Source organism: Vibrio azureus, assembly GCF_002849855.1.
GTDB lineage: Bacteria > Pseudomonadota > Gammaproteobacteria > Enterobacterales > Vibrionaceae > Vibrio > Vibrio azureus.
Genome location: NZ_CP018616.1, coordinates 2843491 through 2865926 on the forward strand (window position 1 = coordinate 2843491; position 22436 = coordinate 2865926).

A 22436-nucleotide genomic window follows, 5' to 3' on the forward strand; every position below is an offset into this window, starting at 1 on the left:
ATTCTGTTTATGACAGGCGCTATCTTTGTTTTAATCAGGACTCTCTCTTTTTAAGCTAGACCTCATCTTTTAATCCAATCAAGAGTAGAAACCACTTCTGCAAACCATGAGACTATTATGCACCGTTAAAGAAAAAAGCGACCATCGTTTCTGCCAATTACATTAATAGTTTTTTCCAAACGCTACCATGAGTAGTGTCTTTTTTATCAAGAAGAGGACTTTATCCAACATCGAACCGAAATGTACAAGTCTCAATTATTGACCAGAACGTTTTTACCCTCTCGCCTAAGACGGCTAACCTCGCTATACTCCAGCTTTATTTTCCGCCAACCGTGCAAGAGCTCAAGACATGCAAGAGTACATTGAATTTTTTCAACAAAATATGATTCTATCTTTAGTTTGGGTAGGCCTACTGGTTGCGCTTATCGTCAACTTAGTGAAATCAGCAACCGCTCCTTACAAGGTCGTTAATGTGGGTCAATTAACTCACCTGATGAACCGTGAAAATGGCGTTGTCGTCGACATTCGCTCAAAAGATGAGTTCAAACAAGGTCACATTACTGATTCAGTTCACATTTTACCATCAGATATTAAAGCGGGAACGCTTCGTGGACTTGAAAAACACAAATCAGACCCAATCATCCTAGTATGCAAAACAGGCCACAACGCTCATGAGAGTGCAAACCTACTTGCAAAATCAGGCTTTACTAATGTCAGCCTACTAAAAAATGGTTTGATCGCATGGAATGAAGCCAACCTTCCTCTGATTCGAGGAAAGAAATAAGGCCTCAGAAATATTACAGCGCAAATCGCCTGAGGTTCTAACTGAACAATTTAGAATCAACCGCAACATTAAGATGTGAAGTCCTGCAATGAAATCAGTACCTCATCTGGTCAAGGTTGATTCTCTCCGTTAGCCTCAGAGCAAAACCTCTTCTTGGGTTTAGGGCACGCAGTGACACCCAACTCATTATTGATTAAGGAATAGAAAAATGGCTGAAGCAGCACCACAAGACGCACAACAAAACTTTGCAATTCAACGTATCTTCCTGAAAGACGTTTCTTTCGAAGCACCGAACTCTCCAGTAATTTTCCAAAAAGAATGGAATCCAGACGTAAAACTTGACCTAGACACGCAAAGCCGTGAGCTGGGTGAAGGCGTTTACGAAGTGATTCTACGTCTTACTGTAACAGTGAAGAACGAAGAAGAAACTGCATTCCTATGTGAAGTTCAACAAGGTGGTATTTTCACTGCTGAGAAAATGGAAGCAGGTCAATTAGCACATTGCCTTGGCGCTTTCTGCCCGAACATCCTATTCCCATACGCTCGTGAAACTATCTCAAGCCTAGTGGTAAAAGGCACGTTCCCACAGCTAAACCTAGCACCAGTTAACTTTGATGCGCTGTTCATGAACTACCTACAGCAACAAGCGCAGCAAGGCGAAGTCGAAGCATAATTCGAGCTGAAATAAAACGTATCTCCACGTTTGATGCGTTGAATATTCGATAAAAATGCACACAGCATCCTCTTTACGATGTTATGTGCATTTTTTATTTCTCACAAAAGTTTCTAGTCCCTAGCCTCTAGAGTGCGTAAAATCTGGCGTTTATGGACTAGATTACTAGTAGTAAAAAGATAACTAGGCGGCAATATGACACCAGCAAACTCAAATAATGCTTATGGTAAAGAGATCGCAATGACCGTTATTGGAGCGGGCTCATACGGAACATCATTAGCTATTTCCCTTGCTCGAAATGGCGCAAACATTATCCTTTGGGGGCATGATCCAGAACACATGGCTCGCCTTGAGCATGATCGCGCCAACCACGCTTTTCTGCCAAATATTGATTTCCCTGATAGCTTAATTATTGAGCAAGACCTAGAAAAGGCCGCCCAAGCCAGCCGTGATCTTCTTGTTGTAGTGCCAAGCCATGTTTTTGGCCAAGTTCTCACGAATATCCAGCCTTTCTTGCGCAAAGACTCGCGTATTTGTTGGGCCACCAAAGGGTTAGAGCCAGAAACAGGCCGCCTACTAAAAGAGGTGGCTTTTGATGTCATTGGTGAACATTACCCTCTTGCTGTCTTGTCAGGCCCAACGTTTGCTAAGGAATTAGCGATGGGCATGCCAACCGCCATCTCAGTTGCTTCACCTGATACTGACTTTCTTTCTGACCTACAAGAGCAAATCCACTGCGGAAAAACATTCCGCGTCTACGCCAATCATGACTTTATCGGTATGCAACTTGGCGGGGCAGTTAAAAACGTTATCGCAATTGGGGCCGGTATGTCCGATGGTATTGGTTTTGGTGCCAATGCTCGCACTGCCTTGATTACCCGAGGATTAGCAGAAATGACCCGTCTTGGTGCCGCGCTAGGAGCTCAGCCAGATACCTTTATGGGCATGGCTGGACTTGGTGATTTAGTCTTGACGTGTACCGATAATCAGTCACGTAACCGTCGCTTTGGTTTAGCTCTTGGCCAAGGAAAAGAGGTGGATGTCGCGCAAGAAGAAATTGGTCAAGTGGTCGAAGGTTACCGTAATACCAAAGAGGTTTGGGTATTAGCTCAGCGCATGGGTGTAGAGATGCCAATTGTTGACCAAATTTATCAAGTGTTGTATCAAGGTAAAGAAGCACGTCAAGCTGCCCAAGATTTACTTGCTCGAGATAAAAAAACTGAGGGCAAATAAACCACTAGCCTCACAAAAATGACTGGTAAGCAAAAGTACAGAATAATAAAAGTAAAAAATACTGACGGATCACGGAAGAATCATTCAGGACACCAACAATGAAAGACTGCAAGAAGAAAAAAGTCTGGGATAAAATCGTCTCAGAAGCCCGTGAAATGTCAGAGCAAGAGCCCATGCTGGCAAGTTTTTATCATGCTACCATCATCAAGCATGACAGTTTATGTGCGGCATTAAGCTACATTTTAGCCAATAAATTGAACACCGCTTCTATGCCAGCGATGGCAGTACGTGAGGTCGTTGAAGAAGCCTTTGCTGCCGACCCAATGATAACCGACAGCGCTGCTTGCGATATTTGCGCAACCGTGACTCGTGACCCTGCTGTTGCAATGTACTCCATGCCATTGCTTTACCTCAAAGGCTACCATGCTCTTCAAGGCTATCGAGTGGCAAACTGGCTATGGAAACAGGGCCGTTTTGCTCTGGCCACTTACCTGCAAAATCAGATTTCTGTGGCTTGCCAAGTTGATATCCACCCAGCAGCACGGATCGGCAGTGGTATCATGCTTGACCACGCCACAGGGATTGTCATCGGTGAAACAGCCGTAGTGGAGAATGACGTTTCCATATTACAAGACGTCACACTAGGTGGTACTGGTAAAGAATGCGGCGATCGTCACCCTAAAATTCGTGAGGGCGTGATGATTGGAGCTGGCGCAAAAATTCTGGGCAATATTGAAGTCGGCGAAGGCGCTAAAATCGGCTCGTGCTCTGTGGTCTTACAACCGGTTCCGCCCCATACTACGGTGGCAGGTGTCCCAGCAAAAATCTTGGGGCGTCCTAAAACGGACAAACCTTCTCTCGATATGGATCAAGGCTTTAACGGCAAGTCACAAAGCTTCGTTCACGGTGACGGTATTTAATCACCCAAACTCTTTAGATCAACGCGGTAGGTAATATCTAAGTGCGACAACAACATTTTTCAGTAGTACGTTCAACTTTGTTATTAGTGGGGGCTTTATTCACGCTCCACCCTCTTACCGCTCACTCAGCCAGTCAGAAAGAACTGAAAGGCGTATCGAGTGAAATTTCACGCCAAAAGAAATCTTTGACCTCACAAGAGAAACAGCTTAATGATCTACAAAAATCGCTAAAAAGCCAAGAACTGGGGATCTCCAAACTCGAAAAAGACATCAAAACCACCAAAGCCGAATTAACGAAAGCCGATCAAAACATCGCTAAGTTAGAAGGCAAAATCACTCGCCAAGAAGAACAACGCAACACTCAAGAGCAGGAGCTCAAACAACTTCTCCAAGTCTATTATATGACTGACCGAGCCAAAGCTAATGGCCATTTACTCAATGATGGGGTAGAAGAAGATCGCATCAGCCAATATTTTCAGCAATTAGCTCAAGCTCGTGCGGAAGTCATTGATGCTATAAGTAAAACAACGGAAGCGTTAGCACACAACAAAAAGCAGCTGGAATTAGAAAAGCAGCAAATTCAAACTCTACTCACCCAGCAGTCAGAGAAAAAGACCTCTCTTGCTAAAACGCAATCACAACGTAAAGGCACACTGAATAAAATTCAGAAAAGCATTAAAGATGACAAGCGTTATTTGGCCGAACTGCAACGCAATGAAACTCGCCTCAAAGCTGAGATAGCTAAAGCAGCAAAACGTAACGCCGTTCCCATGGATGGTTTAGCGAAACAGCGCGGTAAACTGCCATGGCCAATCAAGGGTCGCGTTCTGCATAATTTTGGCACCCGGCAAACGGGTCAAGTTAACTGGAAAGGCATCGTGCTGTCTGCCAGCTATGGTCAACAAGTTAAAGCGGTTTATCCCGGTACCGTTGTCTTTGCAGAATACCTTCGTGGTTATGGTTTAGTCGTCTTGCTCGATCACGGCAAAGGTGACATGACGTTATACGGCTACAACCAAGCCTTGACCAAAAAGGAAGGCGATAAAGTCACTAAAGGGGAAGTCATTGCCCTAGCGGGAGATACTGGCGGGCAAGAAAGACCTTCTTTATATTTTGAAATTCGCCGTAACAGCGAAGCGCAAAACCCCAAATCGTGGCTCAAACGCCGTTAAACAAAGTCGTTTTGGTGATCTTACAGACCACAATAACAAAGTTTAAGCGTAATACTGTTCTACCGCCGAAATAAAAGCATTTAGCGAGGCTTTAGGTAGCTGATTGATGCCTGCTGCGGCTTGTCTTCCACCTCCCGATGGAAACTGCCCACACACAGCCATAGCTCCTTGCTTATTGTTAAGAGGAGCTCGAAGAGACACGGTAAAACTGCCATCACCATTATCGGTTAACACTGCATGAGCAAAGTTTGGCTCCTGATTGGCCAACCAATTGCCATACACACCACTGACCCGACGAGAGAATGCCTGATTCGGTAACTCAAACAGTTTTAATCGTTGACCTTCATACATTGCCAACACACTTTGTGCTCGTGTCATATCTTGCTGGTAAGCCGATTGTAGGGAATAAAAAGGAGAAGTAAGATCCGCAATCACATCGAAGGGAGAAGGATATTGGACTAAAGCACGGAACAAATCGGCCGGGTGAAAATGAAGGTCATCCAATTGAGCACCATAACCATTGTAATTAATCAGCGTCCCTAACTGCTCCAACTGTGTCTTTTGCTCGCTATTCAGCCCAGCAAGATCAGCCAGTTGTTCCGCTTTTGCCAATAAATTATCGCCGTAGGCCCCTGCAATCGCCCAATGATGAAAACGCTGCTCTAAAAGCTCGTCAATAATCAAAGCCGTACAAGTATTGGCGTCTAGATTGATGTGCGCGGTTAAACCTTCATATTTGGGCATGTGACCAGCTTGGTGATGATCGGCATAAAATACTATAGCCCCTTGCCTTAGCACATTTTCTAGACCAACACGGTTTTTCTCCATTGAAATATCCAACACCGTCAGCTCATCACCCGCTTGAACGGTGAGTTTGTCTAGCAAGTGAATATCCCGCTTTACTCCCGTGACCAATTGAGCATCAGTTGGATTGGCCAAACGCAGTTGAAGTAAGGCAATAATCCCATCCGCGTCACCATTAAAGACATCGTAATTCATTGAATATTGGCCTCAACACACCGAAAAGCACTAGATTAACTGTGTAATGCGTTAACCGCATCTTCAAGCAGAATTAACTGCTCCATCCCTTGTGATGTTGCGACTGGCTTAACAACATTGAGCATCTGTAGCATGCCTTGCTTAACCATTTGCTCTGTGATCGGTGTTTTTGGTGACATCGCGAGTTGGTAAGCTAACCAGCTGCAAGCAATCAGGTGTAAGGTACGCACCAAAGATTCCATTTGTTGCGGTTCCACATCCAATAATCTCATCGAGACAAACTCTTGCATAATGGCAATTAAGTTGGCTTGTAACTGATTCTGAATATCGATGTAAGCTTCGTGTAGGTGCTCATCTCGAGCGAGAATTTCTGGTAAGTTTGCGTAGAAGAAACGATATTTCCACATTAAAGTAAAAATGGAATCAAGATAACGCTTCAACATGGTTAAGCTCTCCTGCGAACCTTGAATGGGCGTAAAACGCTCAATTAATTCATTCGAGTAGAGCGTGAAAATATCACGTACAATTTCTTGCTTGTTGCGAAAATGGTAGTAAAGATTACCTGGGCTGATTTCAAGATGGTCAGCAATATGATTGGTTGTCACGTTACGCTCACCCTGTTGATTGAACAACTCCAGAGCAGCATAGACAATTCTGTCGCGCGTTTTCATTGTTATCAAACTCCCTTCTCATTCGGCCATCGAGTATAGCGGCTCACAACGCTTTGGTCGATAGCCGCGCTTTTACCAAAATCAAACGTAGATTATTGTTTTCGTTATATTCTATTTAAGCAATAGGGAACGAGAATGCACTCACTTGGTCAATATGATCACAACCGAGCGCCAACATAATCAAACGGTCGATACCCAGTGCCACCCCTGCACAGTCTGGCAGTCCAGCATGTAGCGCATCAATCAAGTTCTGGTCAATCGGTTGGATTGGTAGCCCCATTTCCAGACGCTTGGCGTTGTCTTGCTCAAAACGAACTCGCTGCTCATGTGGATTATCCAGCTCATGAAAGCCATTGGCTAACTCAATCCCCTTAAAATACACTTCAAAACGCTCCGCCACACGAGGATCTTGCTGGTTAATCTTGGCTAAAGCCGCCTGGGAAGCAGGAAAATCATACACAAAGACGGGAACCTGCTGGCCGATACGGGTCTCCACGCCCATGCTAAACAGTAATTGTAAAAGCGTATCGCGATCATTTTCTTGTGCCGCAATGTCACTTAAGCCGAGAGTATCAGCAACCTTTTTCAATTCAGCCATCGACGCCTCAAGCGGGCACACCTTAAGCACATTGAGAAAAGCTTGTTGATAGGTCATTCGCTCTGCCGCCTCGCATCGCAATATCGCTTGCAGCAACTCGTCCATCTCATCCATTAGCTGATGATGATCAAAACCCACTCGATACCACTCTAACATGGTGAACTCCGGGTTATGATGTCGGCCACTTTCTTCATTACGGAATGCTTTACCGATCTGATAAATACAGCCACTGCCCGCCGCCAATAAACGCTTCATGTGAAACTCAGGGCTAGTCATAAAAAATAATGGCTGACCATCCGCATAGCCAGGACCAACAAAACGGGTTTGGAAGGTCTGTAAATGAATGTCCGTAACCGTAGCGTGGCTCATCGCTGGCGTTTCCACTTCCATAACCTGTCGATCAGTGAAAAATTGACGAATGGTCGCGATTAAAGCCGCTCGCTGACGAAGATTTGATATCGAGGCACTCGGTTGCCAGGTCGTTTGCATAACAAAACTCTAAGAACGAGAAAGGAGAGGAAAAATAGCAATTTTGCCCCGTTTTTCCTAGCCCCTCCAAGTAGAAAACTGGCAATATCGAGCACGTGATAATAATCACATATCCTATATTTTCTTATTCTCGGATCGTATTACCGACAAAAAAACCTAAATACATCAATTTTTGCCCCTTCTACCTCCCCTACACTACCCCTACTAAAAGTGAGGGCTTGTTCGCCTTTCATGTTCACAATAACAAGCGGATTTTCCGCATCACCAACTGGAGGATAACTGTGCAAACGATCATCACAGATATCGCAGTCATCGGCGCAGGCGGCGCTGGTCTTCGTACTGCCATTGCAGCAGCTGAAGCAAACCCTGACTTAGAAGTCGCTTTGATTTCTAAAGTTTACCCTATGCGTTCCCATACGGTTGCAGCAGAAGGTGGCTCGGCAGCAGTTATCAAGGATGAAGATAGTCTAGACAACCACTTTAACGATACTGTCGGCGGTGGTGACTGGCTATGTGAACAGGATGTTGTGGAATATTTTGTAGAAAATGCAACCCGTGAAATGATCCAGATGGAGCAATGGGGCTGCCCGTGGAGCCGTAAAGAAAACGGCGAAGTCAACGTGCGTCGCTTTGGTGGTATGAAGGTTGAACGTACTTGGTTCGCGGCCGATAAAACAGGCTTCCATATGCTGCACACCTTGTTCCAAACATCGATGAAGTACAGCAACATCAAACGCTTTGATGAATACTTTGTGGTGGATTTGTTGGTGGATGAGGGTCAAGCACAAGGGCTCATTGCTATCCATATGTCGGAAGGTAAACTTGTTACGATCAAAGCCAAGTCTGTAGTCCTCGCAACAGGTGGAGCAGGACGAGTCTATCACTGTAATACCAATGGTGGCATTGTCACTGGCGATGGAATGGCGATGGCTTATCGTCATGGAGTCCCGTTACGTGACATGGAGTTTGTTCAGTACCATCCGACGGGCCTACCTGGAACAGGTATTCTCATGACCGAAGGCTGTCGCGGTGAAGGTGGGATCATCATTAATAAAAATGGTTATCGCTATCTACAAGACTACGGCATGGGGCCAGAGACCCCTGTTGGAGAGCCAAAAAACAAATACATGGAGTTGGGACCACGCGATAAAGTATCTCAAGCATTCTGGCATGAACAGCAAAAAGGTAACACCATCAAACATCCTCTTGGGGATGTCGTGCACCTTGATCTTCGTCACCTCGGAGAAGAATATTTGCAAGAACGCTTACCCTTTATCTGTGAGCTTGCCAAAGCCTATGTCAATGTCGACCCAGCCAAAGAGCCAATTCCAATTCGCCCAACCGTGCATTACACCATGGGCGGCATTGAAACCAACGCACAATGTGAAACGCGTATTAAAGGTTTGTTCGCCGTGGGTGAATGCGCCTCTGTCGGGTTACATGGAGCTAACCGTCTGGGGTCCAACTCTCTCGCTGAGTTCGTCGTATTCGGTCGTGTTGCTGGTGAACAAGCCGTCAAACATGCCGCTGAATTTAGCGGGTGGAATGACCATTCAATTGCGACTCAAGTCAAGGCTGTTGAGCAGCGTATTACAGCGCTAATGGGCCAAGAAGGTGATGAAAACTGGGCAGATATTCGCACAGAAATGGGGCATACCATGGAAGCTGGCTGTGGCATCTATCGTCAACAAGATTTGATGCAAGCAACCATCGATAAACTGGCCGAACTTAAAGCTCGTTACAAACGTATCCGAATTCAAGACAAAGGCAAGGTCTTTAACACCGATCTGCTATACGCCATCGAGGTTGGTTATGGTCTTGAAGTGGCTGAAGCTATGGTGCATTCGGCAATTTTGCGCAAAGAATCTCGCGGCGCACACCAACGTCTTGATGATGGCTGCACAGAGCGTGATGATCAAAATTTCCTCAAGCACTCTCTCGCCTTCTTCCAAGCCGATGATGCCTCGCCGAGCATAGAATACAGCGATGTCACCATCACTAAATCTCAGCCAAAAGCACGTTTGTATGGTGAAGCAGCAGAGAAAGCCGCCGCACAAGAGCAAACCGCCACACAAAAGCAAACAACACAAACTGAGGCCGTAACTCCACATGCAGAGGAGCAAGCATAATGCCCGCTAACCGCATTCAAAAAGTCGATATTCTGCGTTACGACCCTGAAAAAGATACGCAACCTTACATCCAAAGCTACGATGTGCCGTTTGATGACACTATGTCCGTTCTTGATGCCCTTGGTTACATCAAAGATAACCTCGATAAACAGCTGTCATATCGCTGGTCTTGTCGAATGGCGATTTGCGGCTCGTGCGGCATCATGGTCAACAACGTACCTAAGCTCGCATGTAAAAGCTTTCTTCGCGATTACCCAGACGGTATCACGATCGAGCCATTAGCCAATTTCCCTATCGAGAAAGATTTGATTGTCGACATGACGCCATTCATTGAACGTTTAGAAGCGATCAAGCCTTACATCATCGGTAACGATCGCAAACCGGAAGATGGCACCAACCTGCAAACACCTGCACAAATGGCCAAATATAAGCAGTTTGCCGCTTGTATCAATTGTGGTTTGTGTTACGCCGCCTGCCCTCAATTTGGTCTAAATCCTGAATTTATTGGACCTGCAGCTTTGACTCTGGCACATCGCTACAATTTAGACAGTCGCGATAACGGCAAAGATGAACGCATGGGGTTAATTAATGGCGAAAATGGTGCTTGGGGTTGTACATTCGTAGGCTATTGCTCTGACGTTTGTCCAAAGAATGTGGATCCTGCAGCGGCAGTGAACCAAGGTAAGATCGCCTCTTCGATGGATTTTGTTATCGCGATGCTTAAACCTGATGGTTCACCTCATACAGTGGAGGCAAAGTAATGAGTAACAGAAAGCCTTACATCCGAGAAGTAAAACGTACTTGGTGGCAAAATAATCCATTCTACCGCTTTTATATGTTACGAGAAGCAACGGTATTGCCGCTTATCTTATTTACTCTCTTCCTAACGGTGGGCTTAGGCGCGTTAGTAAAAGGGCCACAAGCTTGGCAAAGTTGGTTAGAGTTCATGGCGAACCCTATCGTTATGGCGATCAATGTTGTCGCTTTACTGGGTAGCCTTTTTCATGCTCACACCTTCTTTAATATGATGCCACAAGTGATGCCTATCCGTTTAAACGGAAAACCGATAGACAAGAAAATCATTGTTCTTATTCAGTGGGCAGCCGTTACCTTTATCTCACTGATTGTTCTCATTGTGATGTAAGGAGCTGACTCATGAAACCAAATTACACTATCAATAGAACACCAAAACGTTCTGATGAGCCTATCTGGTGGAGCTTATTCGGAGCTGGGGGCACGTGGTTTGCCATGTTTACCCCAATTACCATTTTGGTGTTAGGCCTTTTGGTTCCGATGGGGGTGATTGATCAACAAGCGCTTAGCTACGAGCGAGTTGTCGAATTTGCCACGAGCTTTATCGGAGGCCTGTTTATTATCGCGACTTTGGCTCTGCCAATGTGGCATGCCATGCACCGTCTTCATCACGGTATGCACGATCTAAAGCTGCACACTGGTGTGGTTGGTAAAATCGCCTGCTATGCGTTCGCAGCGCTCATCTCTGTGCTTGCTGTTATCTTTGTGTTGATGATTTAAACCAAGCAAATCCTAAAAAGCTGGCACCTGCCAGCTTTTTTATTACTTATTTTCAGCGCAGTGACTCTTGTGGATGACTGATTACTCTATAAAAGTCGCGATTTCTTCAAGAGGCTTTTTGCGCAAGGCATGCTCAGGAATCGTTGCATCGTCTTCCGGGTAACCTGTCACAATCAGCATATAAGGGCGATCCACGTCATTATCCCGACCACAAATTTTACTTAAAAAACTCATCGGCTTAGGCGTATGAGTCAACGTCCCCAACCCAGCGTTATGCAAAGCCTGCAACAAAAACCCCGTCGCAATTCCAGCCGATTCATGCACATAGTAATTGGTTTGCTCACCGTTGTTCTCTATGCCGCCTTTCTTTTGTGAGAAGACTGCGATAAGCCATGGGGCCTTTTCGAGATAAGGCTTGCTGGCATGAGTTCCCAGTGGTTTTAGTGCATCCAACCATTCTTGCCCCGCTCTCCCTTGATAGAAGGTACTTTCTAAATCTTCAGCAGCTTGGCGAATCTGGGTTTTCATTTCTGCCTGATTAATGGCAACAAAATGCCAAGGTTGGTGATTAGCACCACTAGGCGCCGTTCCTGCAGCGCGAATGCAGCGTTCAATAACCTCTTTAGCAACAGGACGATCGGAAAAACTCCGAATCGAGTGGCGTCGTTGAAGTAAGTGCAAATTTGCTTCTGCTCTATCGAGCATTTGTTGTGGTGGATATTCGACAAAATCATCCAACGTGTGATGCTGTTCTACTTTAGACATAAGGCTTCCTTGCGCAATTACCGTCTGTCTCACTATAGCTATAGTTTTGCTATTAACAGCCCATTCTGCTGATTCATCACTCAAGATTGAGAGAAAGTGCAAATATTAATACTGCTGTTCGGGTCCGAGTGAATAAACAAAGAGGCTGATAGTCCATATCAGCCTCTTTTCTCTTAGTTACCACTCACTGCTTTTCTTATAATAAATACATCGCTTGTTAAGCTTTCAGCCACCTATGTACTTTTTGCTTAATTTGCATTTGACCATCGATGTTCTTTTTCATTTTTTAGCTTTTGGCCACCTATGATCTTTTTACTTTTAAAGCTTTTGACTACCTATGATCTTATTGCTGGATGACCTTTTGGGTTTGGTCCATTAAACCCAGAGCACCAAAGCCAGTAATGACATCTAGGTTGGTTTTAAGGCCAGCCGAATCGCCTCCACCAATGTAGTTTTGCGGCATTTGCACTTTGAAGTTTTTCAAGTTGCTGTACAACGACTTAGCTACATCCCGGTTCAGCTCAGCTAAGTAAACTTCATGGTTTGCACCTAAAGCGGCGTATTTCGCTTTCAGAACCTCTGCTTCTGCTCGCCCTGTTTCCAGAATCGCTTTTGCTTCAAATTCTGCCGATAATGAATTCGCTTTTTGAATCGCAAGGTTCGCTTCTGCAATAGCCAGTTCTTTCTCTTTTTCAACTTCCGCTAAGCGCTTCGTTTTTTCAACTTCAACAATTTCACGTTCCGCGATTTGACGAGCAACTTCAACTTCTTTTTGCTGAGCAATAATGGCTAACTCTTTACGACGTTGAGCATCTTGAACTTCACGAGTTCGTTGAATCTCTTTACGTAGCTGCTCGGTCTCTGCCTGTGCTTTTGACGTTTCCTGCTCTTGAATAGCACGAATACGGTCGGCCACTAAACGCTTCTTATCCGCCAATAATTTATCCAGTTGCTTTTCCGGTTGCGGATCACCAATGGTTACCTGAGTGACTTGAATTCCATATTGTTGCAATGGATTATCTTGACGTATAGGCTGCCCCGCCTTGTCCGCAATAGGGACCGTTTTCCACACCAGCTGATTAGTACGTTGTAATTGATTCGCATTACTTTGATTAATACCAACTGGAGCAAGATCCAATTCTTCGACTTCCACTTGGCGACGTTCAGTAAGATAAATACCTTCTCGAAGCTGATCCCCTAGTTTAGATTTAAACTGGTTAAGGCCACCTTGGAAAAATTCTTCTCCTGTATATTGCGTTGCGGTAATCACCGTGACATTGCGAGCATTTTTGACTAACAACGCATCAATGAGGTTGTTGTTATTGCGGAACTCTTTATGCATTTTTTTCAATTCTTCGGGATCATTGCTGAGTTTAAATCGAAACGTCACTGGGATTTTGCCGATGTACGTATCAGCAAAACGCACCTGAACCGGATTTAAACGCTGATAAAAGTCCTCGCCTGTATTATTACCAAATGACACGGTAACCACCTGATCATACTTAAATATCTTAGATAAGAACGGCATTCGAAAATGAATTCCTGGCTCTGTAAATACGTCTAACTCACCCGTTATGTTATTCTGATGCACGTAGGTATAGCCTGCATCTGTCATTAACACCGAGCTATTGATCGTTAAACCCAGTGCCAATAGTGGTACACCAACTAAAGCGACTTTAAGCGTTTTACGTAATTTCTGGCGTCGTTCATTCATTTTTAGATCCCTTCCCAAGTTTCTGTCATACATTATTATCTCCTCTGAACTTAAATAATTGCTTTTAAGTCATGGTGATAGGTCTCCCCCTAGCCACAAAATTAATGTATCAGAGTGCATTGTTAAGAAATAGTCGAAAGATTCATAAAATAACCAAGGTTTTACCGAAATATTTTGTTACTTTTATATCATTAATATTTAGCAGGTATAAAAAAAGGCCGCTTAAGCGACCTTTTTATATGGAATCAAGTAATTACTTTACACGACCTACGTATTCAGCTGAACGTGTATCGACTTTGATCACTTCACCGATAGCGATAAATAGTGGAACTCGAACAACCGCACCTGTTGATAGTGTCGCTGGCTTACCACCCGTACCTTGAGTGTCACCTTTAAGGCCTGGATCTGTTTCAATAACTTCCAGCTCAACGAAGTTTGGTGGCGTAACCGTAATTGGGTTACCATTCCACAAAGTGATCATACAAGTGTTGTTCTCTACTAACCACTTGGCGTTTTCACCCACTGCTTTTGCGTCTGCAGCAATCTGCTCAAACGTCTCATTATTCATAAAGTGGTAGAATTCGCCATCTGAATAGAGATAATCTAGGTCGATATCCATCACGTCTGCCACTTCACAAGTGTCACCAGACTTGAAGGTTTTCTCTAGCACTTTACCAGAAAGAAGCTTACGAATTTTAACGCGGTTAAATGCTTGACCTTTACCTGGCTTAACGTATTCATTTTCCAGGATGACACAAGGCTCGTTATCAAGCATTAACTTAAGGCCGCCTTTAAATTCATTGGTGCTAACTGTAGCCATTTTTTCCTCTTTACATTCTTAGAGCTAATTCAATGCCGCATATAATAACCCGAAAAGTCGAATCTGTTGAGCAAAACTGGCTCAAACAGTTAGCGAATGGGATCTCTGACCCCGCAAAACTACTGGAGTATTTGGAAGTTGATCCTTCTCCATGGCAGGACGGGTTTGCTGCACGTCGCCTATTTGCCCAACGTGTCCCACAAAGTTTTATCGATAGAATGGAAAAAGGCAATCCGTACGATCCTCTTTTACGTCAAGTATTACCGCTAAGTGAAGAGTTTGAGGTCCATGATGGTTTCTCTCAAGATCCCCTAGAAGAACAAGATAATTTGACCCCAGGGCTGCTGCATAAATACCGAAACCGTGCTCTGATGATCGTCAAAGGTGGCTGTGCGGTTAATTGTCGTTACTGCTTTCGACGTCATTTCCCTTATCAAGACAACAAAAGCGGCAAGCAAGCTTGGGCGAACAGTCTCGAATATATTAAACAACACCCGGAGATCAACGAGATCATTTTTTCCGGCGGCGATCCTTTGATGGCGAAAGATCAAGAGCTTGAGTGGCTGATCGAACAAATCAGTCACATTCCTCATGTTAAGCGCTTACGCATTCATAGCCGCTTACCTGTTGTCATCCCTGCCCGTGTGACGGATGCTCTATGTAAGATGCTCGCCGACTCACCACTACAAGTGATTATGGTCACTCACATTAACCATGCAAATGAAATCAATACAGAATTTTGCCAGAAAATGCTCAAACTGAGACAAGCAGGCATTACTTTGTTGAATCAAAGTGTGCTGTTAAAAGGGGTAAATGACAGTATCGATACGCAGGTTGCGCTCAGTGAAGCTCTTTTTGATGCTGGAATTCTGCCATACTACTTACATGTCTTGGATAAAGTTCAAGGGGCAGCGCACTACTATATCTCCGATGACAAAGCCAGAGCCATTATACAAGGTGTGATTACCCGAGTTTCAGGTTACTTAGTACCTAAGCTGACCCGAGAAATCGGCGGGCGCCCAAGTAAAACTCCCTTGGATCTGCATCTAGAGTAACCACGTCGACGTATAAAAGTTATCGTCACGAGTAAAAGCTTTTGTTCGCTTGTGCAAATTTCTATGTGCATACTCCGCTAATTAGGAGGATAAAATGCCAATAACTTTTGAATACATTTTCGATCTCGGGCCCTTTAACTGGGCCGCTCTACTTTGCTGCGCCATTAATGGTTTAATGATCGGTATTGAGCGACAGACTCGTGGCAAACCCGTCGGAATCCGAACCTCAATCTTGGTTATCTCTGGAACCTATTTATTTATGTCCATGGCGGTGTCCTTATCCCCAAATACGTTGGATCAAGCACGAGTACTAGGCCAAATTATTACTGGTGTCGGTTTCTTAGGCGCTGGAGTGATGATGACGCAAGATGGAAAGATCCATGGCGTGACTTCTGCAGCGGTCATTTGGGTACTCGCGGGCATCGGTTTGATGATTGGTTTAGGCTACCTGACTCAATCCATCGTTATTACAGTGTTAGCCCTTATCGTTTTACTTGGGGTAGACAAGGCAGAGAGTCGCATCAAAGCACTGCGCCGAGGTGTGCACCAAAAAATTCTCCAGCGTAAATCATCACGGCGATTAACCAAATAGCCTCCACGGCTAACAAGGTGACAAAATATTGAGAAACAAAAAAGCCGAGGAGCAATCCTCGGCTTTCATTTAACCTGGTTTAGACAACACAGACAAAATGACTACATCATACCGCCCATGCCACCCATACCGCCCATGCCACCCATATCAGGCATTGCTGGGCCGTCTTTTTGTGGTAGGTCCGTTACCATTGCTTCTGTTGTGATCATAAGACCTGCAACAGACGCAGCAAACTGTAGAGCAGAACGTGTTACTTTTGTTGGGTCTAGGATACCCATCTCTAGCATATCGCCGTATTCGCCTGTTGCTGCGTTGTAGCCGTAAGAACCTTCACCAGCTCTCACGTTGTTCGCAACGACTGACTCTTCATCACCCGCATTGGTGGTGATTTGACGAATTGGCGCTTCCATTGCACGTAGAGCAACGCGGATACCAACGTTTTGCTCTTCGTTGTCACCTTGCAGTTCAGCAATCTTAGCCGCCGCACGGATAAGCGCAACGCCACCACCTGCAACAACGCCTTCTTCAACCGCTGCGCGAGTCGCGTGAAGTGCGTCTTCTACGCGGTCTTTCTTCTCTTTCATTTCAACTTCAGTTGCTGCACCAACTTTGATGACTGCAACACCGCCTGCTAGCTTAGCAACGCGCTCTTGTAATTTCTCTTTATCGTAGTCTGATGTTGCATCTTCGATTTGCTGACGGATTTGGGCAACACGACCTTGGATCATGCCTTCTTCGCCTACGCCATCGATGATGGTTGTGTTTTCTTTTGTGATTGCAACGCGCTTCGCTTGACCTAGGTCTTCTAGAGCCACTTTTTCTAGCTCTAGACCGACTTCTTCAGAAATCACAACACCACCAGTTAGGATTGCGATGTCTTGAAGCATTGCTTTACGGCGATCACCGAAACCAGGAGCTTTCACTGCCGCGACTTTAACGATGCCACGCATGTTGTTCACAACCAATGTTGCTAATGCTTCGCCTTCTACGTCTTCAGCGATGATCAATAGTGGACGAGATGCTTTTGCTACCGCTTCTAGTGCTGGAAGCAGTTCACGGATGTTAGATACTTTCTTATCGATCAGAAGGATAAATGGATTTTCTAGATCAACCGAACCCGCTTCTTGGTTGTTGATGAAGTAAGGAGATAGGTAACCGCGGTCGAACTGCATACCTTCTACTACGTCTAGCTCATCTTGTAGAGCTTGACCTTCTTCAACCGTGATCACGCCGTCACGGCCTACTCTTTCCATCGCTTCTGCAATGATGTTACCTACACTCACATCTGAGTTAGCCGAGATAGTACCAACCTGTGCGATGGCTTTAGTGTCGTTACATTCAACAGACAGCTCTTTTAATTGTTCCACTGCTGCGATAACCGCTTTGTCGATACCACGCTTCAGGTCCATTGGGTTCATGCCCGCGGCAACAGCTTTTAGACCTTCGTTTACGATTGCTTGTGCAAGTACGGTTGCAGTTGTGGTACCGTCACCCGCTGCGTCGTTTGCTTTAGACGCAACTTCTTTAACCATTTGTGCGCCCATGTTCTGGAATTTGTCTTCCAGTTCAATTTCACGCGCAACTGATACACCATCTTTAGTGATTGTTGGTGCACCAAAAGATTTGTCTAGCACTACGTTACGACCTTTAGGACCCAGTGTTACTTTTACTGCGTCCGCTAGAACGTTTACGCCTTCTAGCATTTTCACTCGTGCGTCATTACCAAATTTAACGTCTTTAGCAGCCATCTTTGATTTCCTTTTAAATTCTGTTTTCAATCTTGTTGTTATCAGAGCAAAAATTTACTCAATGGTAGCGATTACTCAACGATAGCCATGATGTCATTTTCAGACATAATCAGAACTTCTTTACCGTCTATCTTTTCGGTTTTCGTGCCGTAGCCTTCCGAGAAAATAACAGTATCACCCACTTTAACATCCAATGGCATTACTTCGCCGTTTTCTAGAATGCGGCCTTTACCTACAGCCAAAACCGTACCTCGAGTTGACTTTTCTGCCGCCGAGCCAGTCAGAACGATACCGCCTGCTGATTTAGATTCCACTTCTTGGCGTTCAACGATAACTCGGTCATGTAATGGACGAATGTTCATTGGTCGTCTCTCCTGAAAATTTCCATGGTTTATTTGATAAGTAGGCCCGAATAGCCTGTGATAACTATATAGGGTGTTAAGTCTCTGATCCCAAGGGGAGCGCTAATATTTTTTGTGACATAGTTAAAATAACAAGGGGTTAACCCTCAACAAACACAATCAACACTGTGCCAATCTCACACTTCGCCGCTATGCAACCAACAGAAAAGACAGGAAGTAACATTTTGTAATAACAACAGCTTGCCATAAGTGATGAGTTTAATGGTAAGGCGATGCCACCTCGGCTATGTTCAAAGGGGTCCGGAAATATATAAAATGTTGGCTCGCTCACAAAGAGAGTTTCTTGTATCCTTTGTTATTACCTCACCGGAATAGACATCAAAGATGCTGGAAAAAAAACCATCCGCTCATCACTGTGAAGACAAACATGGTTTATTAACTGCACCCATCGCGAGCACTTTACGCAAGATGACCATTCCCATGAGTGTGGGGATGTGCGCTATTTTGATGTTTAACTTGGTCGACACCTTTTTTATTTCTTTGCTGGGAACCGAAGCACTGGCTGCTATCAGTTATACCTTTCCGGTCACCTTCGCTGTCAATAGCATCAGCATGGGAATAGGTACTGGTCTATCCGCTAATATTGCTCGTATTCTAGGCCAAGGAGACACTTCCCAAGCTGCTCGCTTTACCAGCCACGGCTTATTACTTGCTGTCTCTCTGGTTTCTATCGTTTCTATCACCGGTTTCTTCGCCATTGAACCTCTGTTTAATCAGCTCGGAGCTAAAGAAGATTCAATTCCACTGATTAAGCAATACATGCAAGTGTGGTTTCTGACCATCCCTTTGTTGGTGATTCCTATTGCGGGTAATAGCGCGCTTCGAGCAACTGGAGATACAAAAACACCAGCTAAATTAATGATCTTGGCAGGACTACTGAATGGCATCCTCGATCCCCTACTCATTTTCGGTTACGGCCCATTTCCTCAGCTCGGTATTCAAGGGGCCGCCATCGCCAGTGCCATCAGTTGGTTGGGTGCTCTATGTGGGTCTTTGTATGCGCTATTAAGACGAGAGAACATGCTCGCCCCTCCCCAGCTGGTCTTTATTAAACAAGATTGGCTGCAAACACTAAAAATTGGTACTCCTGCCGCTTTTTCTAACATCATGAACCCTCTGTCGGGTGCCGTGTTAATGATGCTGTTGTCAAGTTATGGTACCGCTGCCGTTGCAGCCTATGGTGCTGCCCAACGTATCGAATCAATTTTGCTGTTGGTTTTGATGTCTCTGACGTCTTCTTTAACCCCATTTATTGCTCAGAACCTAGGTGCGAACAATCCACAACGTGCTTTTGAAGGTTGGTTCTTGTGTATGCGCTTTATTATTTTGTTTCAAGCCGGGATTTTCTTGGCTATGATCACGCTCAGTGGCCCCGTCACAACACTTTTCTCTCAAGATGTTGCAGTAAAAGGACTCCTTAACCACTACTTGCTTGCCGTTCCACTTAGCTATGGTTTCCAAGGAATTGTCATGATGCTTGTCAGCGGGCTCAATGCGATGCATAAACCACTGCGAGCCTTTCAGTGGAGCTTCATGCGCCTATTCATCTTTAATTTGCCGTCTGCTTGGGTGGGGAGTCAGTTATACGGCATTGAAGGGTTGTTTATCGGTATTGCCGTAGGGAATGTGTTAGGTGGCGTTTGTGCTTACCTGTTTGTGGTACGAGAGAGACGATTAACTTTAGAGGCGCATTATCAAACGTCGTCCTCTTCCAGCCTATAATACGATGTCGCTGCTAATGCTATATTGTTACTAATACTATATTGTTACTAATACTATATTGTTACTAATGCTATATCGTTGCTAAGTATAATGTCGCCGCGCAACACATAAAACCTAAGACAACCCCTTATACCCAAGTCACCTCAAGATGCTGGAGTATAAAATGAAAAGCCCCGTCAATGATGTCCATTGACGGGGCTTTTTAAATCATAGCTGCTTATTAGAACAACTCTTCAGCAACTTGGTAGAGATCGCTACGTACAGGGCGTTTCATATTCTCTATCGCATCGATGATATCGTGGTGAACCAGTTGCTCTTTCACGATACCAACACAACGACCACCGTGGCCATCCATCAAAAGATGAACCGCATAGTTACCCATGCGAGAAGCCAGTACTCGGTCAAATGCCGTTGGGCGTCCACCACGTTGAATGTGTCCCAGTACAGTCGCACGAGTTTCACGTCCAGTTGCCGCTTCAATATCTCTTGCTAGCTCATTGGCATCCATCATTAACTCAGTCAGAGCAATAATGGCGTGCTTTTTACCTTTCTCAATACCATCTTGAATATTGCTGATCAGCTTTTCTTTGTCTAATCCGGTTTCAGGAGTAATGATGTACTCACAACCACCAGCAATTGCTGACATTAGGCTCAAGTCGCCACAATGGCGGCCCATGATTTCAACAATGGAAATACGTTGGTGAGATGAAGAGGTATCACGCAAACGATCAATAGCGTCAACGACTGTATTTAAAGCTGTTAAGTAGCCAATTGTGTAGTCCGTGCCTGCGATATCGTTATCGATAGTACCTGGGAGACCAATACATGGGTAACCCATTTCGGTCAGTTTCTTAGCACCCATGTAAGAGCCATCACCACCGATAACAACAAGTGCATCAATGCCATGCTGTTTTAAATTTTCAATCGCTTTTTCGCGAACGGCTTCTTCTTTAAATTCAGGGAAACGTGCAGAGCCTAGGAAAGTACCGCCTCTGTTAATCACATCAGAAACGCTTGAACGATCCAGTTTTTCAATGCGGCCTTCATAAAGACCTAAATAGCCATCGTAAACACCGTAAACTTCCAATCCCTCAGATAGTGCCGTACGAACGACACCGCGTACTGCTGCGTTCATACCAGGTGCGTCACCGCCACTTGTTAAAACACCAATCTTCTTAATCATGTTCACCCTCGATCTTTGGCAATCAATTGTTGGATTTTTTGTAGGCTTCTTGTTATCAAGCAACCTAGTTAATTCAGAACTGTACGTTATGTTACATTTCCTCTACAGGAATACCAATGAAAACGCACTTTTTTATGTAAATTTTCTACTTATGTAATAGTATTACAGTTTCAGCCTACCCTTTGTTGATTCACATCAGGATCTCGATTCTTAATTAACTAAGATGGAAAGATAGCCAATAAGTAGCCATTTGTCTCAACAATATCTGCTTAACCAATGTCTACCAGTCTTGCTCTTTTTGTTCTTTCTCAGCCCCAAAAACAACCGATATGGGATCTTGATGAATCAGAATATCAGCACCCGGAAACTTCGCCAAAAGTGCTTCTTCCGCTTTGTCGGCAATATAATGTGCCTCAATAAGACGTAGGTTATCGTTTAATTCCAAGTGCAGCTGAATAAATCGTGTCGGGCCCGACATACGAGTTCGTAGTTGATGAACACCTAATACACCTTCAACGGTGAGGCAAGTCGTGCGAATTTGCGCTAATTCTTCATCAGGCAATTTTCTATCTAATAAGGTTTGCGTCGCTTCTTTCACCATATTAAACGCACTGTAAAGAATAAACACACCAATGCCGATCGCAAATGCCGCATCCGCTTGTGTGAAGCCAAAATAACTGAGGCCCAGCGCGACCATGATCGCTCCGTTCATATACAAGTCGGTTTGATAGTGTAGTGAGTCAGCCGCAATCGCCTGACTGCCAGTAACCCGAACCACATGCTTTTGGAACACGACAAGCCCAAAGGTGACAACGATAGCAAACATCGAAACATACACACCCAGTTCCGGATCATTGAGTTCCCCGGGGCGGAAAAAGCGTTCAATACCATTGAGAATAAGGAAAACTGCCGAGCCAGAAATGAACATCGCTTGTGCTAAAGCCGCCAAGGATTCTGCTTTACCATGACCAAATGTGTGCTCTCGATCAGCAGGCTGTAGGGCATAGCGCACCACTACAAGGTTAACGACCGAGGCAGCAATGTCCAACATCGAATCAATCAAAGATGCCAGTAAACTCACTGAACCTGTCATCCACCAAGTGATGACTTTTACGATTAATAAAAGGGTTGCCACTATCGTCGCCGTCCAAGCAGCCATCGTGACTAAACGTGCATATTGGTGTTTCATAATCAAAAAGTTACTTCAAGCCATA

General features: G+C 44.8%; 22 protein-coding genes. 12 read left to right on the plus strand and 10 right to left on the minus strand.

The features are described 5' to 3' along the window. Window positions 1-349: 349 nt before the first annotated feature. From BS333_RS12960 to BS333_RS12980, 5 genes are all read left to right on the plus strand, one after another. Window positions 350-784, plus strand: coding sequence for a rhodanese-like domain-containing protein (locus tag BS333_RS12960; protein WP_021710533.1), 435 nt, complete (start codon window positions 350-352; stop codon window positions 782-784). Window positions 785-992: 208 nt separating this feature from the next. After that, window positions 993-1457: a protein-export chaperone SecB gene (gene secB, locus BS333_RS12965; RefSeq protein WP_021710534.1), complete on the plus strand. Its 465-nt coding sequence runs from the start codon at window positions 993-995 to the stop codon at window positions 1455-1457. Between the two features lie 195 nt (window positions 1458-1652). Next, window positions 1653-2690: an NAD(P)H-dependent glycerol-3-phosphate dehydrogenase gene (gene gpsA, locus BS333_RS12970; RefSeq protein ID WP_021710535.1), complete on the plus strand. Its 1038-nt coding sequence runs from the start codon at window positions 1653-1655 to the stop codon at window positions 2688-2690. 98 nt (window positions 2691-2788) lie between these two features. After that, the gene (gene cysE / locus BS333_RS12975; protein ID WP_021710536.1) at window positions 2789-3610 is read left to right on the plus strand and encodes a serine O-acetyltransferase; all 822 of its coding nucleotides are present in this window, start codon (window positions 2789-2791) and stop codon (window positions 3608-3610) included. Window positions 3611-3651: 41 nt separating this feature from the next. Next, window positions 3652-4782, plus strand: a complete 1131-nt coding sequence (locus BS333_RS12980) for a murein hydrolase activator EnvC family protein (protein ID WP_021710537.1) — start codon at window positions 3652-3654, stop codon at window positions 4780-4782. A 42-nt stretch (window positions 4783-4824) separates the two neighbouring features. Here the strand turns inward: BS333_RS12980 and BS333_RS12985 are convergent, their stop codons facing one another. From BS333_RS12985 to epmA, 3 genes are all read right to left on the minus strand, one after another. Next, window positions 4825-5781, minus strand: a complete 957-nt coding sequence (locus BS333_RS12985; protein ID WP_021710538.1) for a hypothetical protein — start codon at window positions 5779-5781, stop codon at window positions 4825-4827. Between the two features lie 35 nt (window positions 5782-5816). After that, entirely contained in the window at window positions 5817-6452 is a 636-nt protein-coding gene (locus BS333_RS12990; RefSeq protein WP_021710539.1) for a TetR/AcrR family transcriptional regulator, read from the minus strand. 115 nt (window positions 6453-6567) lie between these two features. Continuing rightward, entirely contained in the window at window positions 6568-7539 is a 972-nt protein-coding gene (epmA, locus tag BS333_RS12995; protein WP_021710540.1) for an elongation factor P--(R)-beta-lysine ligase, read from the minus strand. Window positions 7540-7820: 281 nt separating this feature from the next. On the opposite strand from epmA, the gene frdA reads away from it, so the two are divergent. From frdA to frdD, 4 genes are read left to right on the plus strand one after another with little or no spacing between them, the layout of a single operon-like run. Beyond that, window positions 7821-9668, plus strand: a complete 1848-nt coding sequence (gene frdA / locus BS333_RS13000; RefSeq protein ID WP_021710541.1) for a fumarate reductase (quinol) flavoprotein subunit — start codon at window positions 7821-7823, stop codon at window positions 9666-9668. Beyond that, window positions 9668-10429, plus strand: coding sequence for a succinate dehydrogenase/fumarate reductase iron-sulfur subunit (locus BS333_RS13005; RefSeq protein WP_021710542.1), 762 nt, complete (start codon window positions 9668-9670; stop codon window positions 10427-10429). The genes frdA and BS333_RS13005 overlap by 1 nt, the downstream gene beginning before the upstream one ends. Then, window positions 10429-10812, plus strand: a complete 384-nt coding sequence (gene frdC / locus BS333_RS13010) for a fumarate reductase subunit FrdC (protein WP_021710543.1) — start codon at window positions 10429-10431, stop codon at window positions 10810-10812. Before BS333_RS13005 ends, frdC begins: the two co-directional genes overlap by 1 nt. An 11-nt stretch (window positions 10813-10823) precedes the next feature. Continuing rightward, window positions 10824-11201: a fumarate reductase subunit FrdD gene (gene frdD / locus BS333_RS13015; RefSeq protein ID WP_021710544.1), complete on the plus strand. Its 378-nt coding sequence runs from the start codon at window positions 10824-10826 to the stop codon at window positions 11199-11201. An 81-nt stretch (window positions 11202-11282) separates the two neighbouring features. Here frdD and BS333_RS13020 read toward each other — a convergent pair whose 3' ends face one another. The 3 genes from BS333_RS13020 to efp all read right to left on the minus strand — a co-directional run bounded on the left by BS333_RS13020 (window position 11283) and on the right by efp (window position 14500). Next, window positions 11283-11966: a nitroreductase family protein gene (locus BS333_RS13020; protein ID WP_021710545.1), complete on the minus strand. Its 684-nt coding sequence runs from the start codon at window positions 11964-11966 to the stop codon at window positions 11283-11285. A gap of 343 nt (window positions 11967-12309) precedes the next feature. Continuing rightward, complete coding sequence (locus tag BS333_RS13025) at window positions 12310-13713, minus strand: SPFH domain-containing protein (RefSeq protein WP_021710546.1); 1404 nt, start codon at window positions 13711-13713, stop codon at window positions 12310-12312. Window positions 13714-13933: 220 nt separating this feature from the next. Beyond that, window positions 13934-14500, minus strand: a complete 567-nt coding sequence (gene efp / locus BS333_RS13030; protein ID WP_021710547.1) for an elongation factor P — start codon at window positions 14498-14500, stop codon at window positions 13934-13936. 32 nt (window positions 14501-14532) lie between these two features. Here efp and epmB point away from each other — a divergent pair, with 32 nt between their 5' ends. Both epmB and BS333_RS13040 read left to right on the plus strand, forming a co-directional pair. Then, window positions 14533-15555, plus strand: coding sequence for an EF-P beta-lysylation protein EpmB (gene epmB / locus BS333_RS13035; RefSeq protein WP_021710548.1), 1023 nt, complete (start codon window positions 14533-14535; stop codon window positions 15553-15555). 94 nt (window positions 15556-15649) lie between these two features. Continuing rightward, on the plus strand, window positions 15650-16147 hold the full coding sequence (locus BS333_RS13040; RefSeq protein WP_021710549.1) for an MgtC/SapB family protein: 498 nt from the start codon (window positions 15650-15652) through the stop codon (window positions 16145-16147). Between the two features lie 101 nt (window positions 16148-16248). Here the strand turns inward: BS333_RS13040 and groL are convergent, their stop codons facing one another. Then, window positions 16249-17895, minus strand: coding sequence for a chaperonin GroEL (groL, locus tag BS333_RS13045; RefSeq protein WP_021710550.1), 1647 nt, complete (start codon window positions 17893-17895; stop codon window positions 16249-16251). Between the two features lie 71 nt (window positions 17896-17966). Further along, a complete protein-coding gene (locus tag BS333_RS13050) occupies window positions 17967-18257 on the minus strand; it encodes a co-chaperone GroES (RefSeq protein ID WP_021710551.1) in 291 nt (96 codons plus the stop codon). Between the two features lie 384 nt (window positions 18258-18641). On the opposite strand from BS333_RS13050, the gene BS333_RS13055 reads away from it, so the two are divergent. Next, on the plus strand, window positions 18642-20039 hold the full coding sequence (locus BS333_RS13055; RefSeq protein ID WP_021710552.1) for an MATE family efflux transporter: 1398 nt from the start codon (window positions 18642-18644) through the stop codon (window positions 20037-20039). A 220-nt stretch (window positions 20040-20259) separates the two neighbouring features. Here BS333_RS13055 and pfkA read toward each other — a convergent pair whose 3' ends face one another. Then, complete coding sequence (pfkA, locus tag BS333_RS13060) at window positions 20260-21222, minus strand: 6-phosphofructokinase (RefSeq protein WP_021710553.1); 963 nt, start codon at window positions 21220-21222, stop codon at window positions 20260-20262. 280 nt (window positions 21223-21502) lie between these two features. Continuing rightward, window positions 21503-22411: a CDF family cation-efflux transporter FieF gene (gene fieF, locus BS333_RS13065; protein ID WP_033004100.1), complete on the minus strand. Its 909-nt coding sequence runs from the start codon at window positions 22409-22411 to the stop codon at window positions 21503-21505. Window positions 22412-22436: the final 25 nt, after the last annotated feature.